General features: G+C 40.8%; 5 protein-coding genes. All 5 read right to left on the minus strand.

Annotation, left to right across the window (positions count from 1 at the left end; genetic code table 11):
- A partial coding sequence (locus E1163_RS01290) for an oligosaccharide flippase family protein (RefSeq protein ID WP_155168718.1) occupies nt 1–616 on the minus strand: 616 nt, incomplete at its 3' end.
- 6 nt (nt 617–622) lie between these two features.
- Complete coding sequence (locus E1163_RS01295) at nt 623–1,543, minus strand: hypothetical protein (RefSeq protein WP_155168719.1); 921 nt, start codon at nt 1,541–1,543, stop codon at nt 623–625.
- Nucleotides 1,533–1,928, minus strand: coding sequence for a sugar 3,4-ketoisomerase (locus E1163_RS01300; RefSeq protein ID WP_155168720.1), 396 nt, complete (start codon nt 1,926–1,928; stop codon nt 1,533–1,535). Before E1163_RS01300 ends, E1163_RS01295 begins: the two co-directional genes overlap by 11 nt.
- A 10-nt stretch (nt 1,929–1,938) precedes the next feature.
- Entirely contained in the window at nt 1,939–2,421 is a 483-nt protein-coding gene (locus E1163_RS01305; protein WP_155168721.1) for an Mpo1 family 2-hydroxy fatty acid dioxygenase, read from the minus strand.
- Between the two features lie 110 nt (nt 2,422–2,531).
- The coding region (locus E1163_RS01310) for a DUF4442 domain-containing protein (RefSeq protein WP_155168722.1) at nt 2,532–2,973 on the minus strand (442 nt) is incomplete at its 5' end.

The following is a 2,973-nucleotide window of genomic DNA, read 5'->3' on the forward strand; positions in this document are numbered from 1 at the left end:
AGGCATCAGCTATACTGGACACTGAGAACTTCAAAAAAGCTATTTTCACATACCTCCTGTAAAGGAAATAATAAAAAATGGGCAGCACCAGATGAGGGAGAACCAAAGACCAGTAGGAAAACCCTGCCCAGGCTAAAAATATGCTGCATAAAACATGAAACACAACACAAGCCAGTTCGATTTTAGATATCAATACCAGCTTCTCCTCCTTTCGCAGGTACGCCACCATAGCCTTGGGAAAAGCATATAAAAAAAGTATTCCTCCATAAGTGAGTCCAACAGGAAATAATGTCTCCTGTTCAAAAAATAAAGATATTGGATAAGCCAATACCGCCATGGCTCCGCCGGCAATGAGCCCTATGAGCAGATACAGGTTCTGGATATTCTGATAAAATTTTTCATCCCCTGCTTCTCTTACTACAGATTCGCTAACTCCCATATCCGTAAACTGCGCCAGAAAGCTGTAAAAAATGGTGGCCATGGCAATCAAACCAAATTCTTCGGGAAGCAAAAGCCGTGAGATAACTACTGAGCTTAGAAAAAAGATCAGTTCCCCGAGGTACTTATATGCGCCTACACTGAAAAATTGCTTAAGCAAAAGCTTTTGAAGGTTCATGGGCAATTAAATACTTCGTTCGAAAACTATCTTTTCTGATGCCTTGGCCCCCAAATTCTTTTTGAATGCATAAACCCCCTCTTCTATGGAGGTGCCCAGATCCAGTAGCTTATAATTTTCTCTCAGTGCATAATTGTATATACCTTCAATTAAAGGAACAACAGGACTATGTTTTCGAAAATTCAAGTCATCTCCATGGTAAAAATCGTACAGAATATCCTGATTTACTTTTACGCATACAGAGGAGCCAACCATTTGACTTTGTTGAAAAAGCCCAAAAATAAGATAGCGATCAGGAAATGTTAAAATCGTTTGCTCAAGGTCTTCATAGGACATACTCACCGTATAGCCTTTCTTCTGCCGGCTTGAGTAAATCAACTCATACACCTGGGGCAGAAACTGTATATCAAGCTGTCTGAAATTAAAGCCTAATTTTTTGGCCCTGTTCAAATACCTCCTTTCATCTGCCTTTACAAGGCAGGCGAATACCTGATTACTTACAGGAAAATAATGGTTAGGGTGTCTTTCTATCACTTTAAAACCAAACTCGCATAGCACCATGTTGATTAGGTTGAAATGTGATACATGGTATGCGCTTGGAAAAGAAACAATCCGTACCTGCTCAAAGCCCAATGCTTCAAGCTGGTGTAACAACTGATCCACAAAAAATGATAATTGTTCCTCCTGAATATTCTCCCCCAGTTCAAAACTACCGAATGAACTCTTGGCAAGGCTAACGGCTATTTTTCCTTGTCCGTTAAAGCAGATCCTTCCCTTGACCTCCCCTTCACTCGTTTCAAGATGCCAGCAGTAAGTAGGCTGAGACTTATTATAACTAACGAAAGCGTGGGTATGAAAAAAAAACGAGTTGTCCCTTATAGGGTTAAAAGCACCTTGCTCCTGGTGTACTTTCAGTTCACACCTCATGATCCAGGGCTTTGAAATCTTTATAATCCTTGATGTAGCCGTTTTCATTATACTCATTAGAAGCCAGTACCATCAATATGGTACCCTGGGCACATTGCATATTGAGCCAGTGCTGCCTGGGAAAGTATAATGCCCTGGAAGGGTCATCTAAATCAAATGAGTAACGGTCACCCCTGGTACTCTCAAGGTCGATATGAACATGACCTTGCAGGCAGATCAACACCTGATCAGCATTGATATGGGCATGGCCTCCCCTTTCTGTTTCTGCCTTGATATCATAAATCCAGAAAACCCTTTTAACCAAAAAAGGAATATGGTTCCCTTCAATAAAACTTAATTTACCACCCTTCGCTACTGTTTCGGGTAATTGTATAATACCCGGCAATTCCCTCTTCTTAATAACTAATCCCTATTTTTTTAAAAATAAAATGCATTAACCAGGCAGGGCCAATCATCAGAAACTGAACATCCTTAAAGAAGGATGGCTTCTTTCCTTCGACCTTATGCCCATAAAACTGACCGATCCAGGCCAGCACAAAAATAACAATGGCAATAAGCCATAAAGGGGCGAAATTGAGCTGATCGAGGCTTTTTGCTATAAATAAACAAAACACCGAAAACAGCATCATACCTACTGCCAAAGGTATGGAAAGTGTAATATAGTAGGCCAGTACCACTACCAGCGTTACCGTGGCCCAGTTGACATACGGATTCCCGGCATTGCCCAAAAGCTGCTCAAGCGGACCATGTGGAATAGACCAGATCAATGCCACAATACTAAAAAAGATCAGTGGCACACAGATCCAATGTATGGTTTTGTTCGTTGCATTCTGATGGCTCTCACCGTATTCACTGAGTAGTTGGTCTATTTTTCGCATAGCGTTTCAGTTTACATTTCACTGGTTTGCCCGTTTACAGTTCCTATCAAGCTATCCCCGACTGTAAACAGATCACCTTCCAATTTAACAATTTTTTATAAAAAATTGCTTCAGGCCTTTGTTCTTACTTTGCTCCATGATTTCACCTGCCAGTGCACCTTACCAGTTGTAAGATGGTTACCCTCTTCATCATGGATTTTTATTTCGCAGATCACCACCACCGCCTCATTCGCTTCCAAGGGTTTGTAAATCTGATCATTAAGCCAATCGTCAGTTAAATTGAAAGTGCCGTAGGCTTTCATTTTACCCTGGTAGTGATAATCCATTTCAAGAGTTTTTAATATTATCCGGTATTTCTTCGGATCTAGCCTGGAGACCATCAAAAACCCGGTGGTAAATTCTGATAAGGTAGCCAGTGCACATGCATGCAGGCCGCGGATATGATTAAAATTCCTCCTTTTGTAGGGCAGTGATGTTTTTATATAATCATCCTTAATCTCCTCTATTTTAAAGCCATGAGGTTTATTGAAAGGAATCATTCTGTTTAGTCCC

This window comes from Fulvivirga kasyanovii (genome assembly GCF_009711405.1).
In the GTDB taxonomy this organism is placed as follows: domain Bacteria; phylum Bacteroidota; class Bacteroidia; order Cytophagales; family Cyclobacteriaceae; genus Fulvivirga; species Fulvivirga kasyanovii.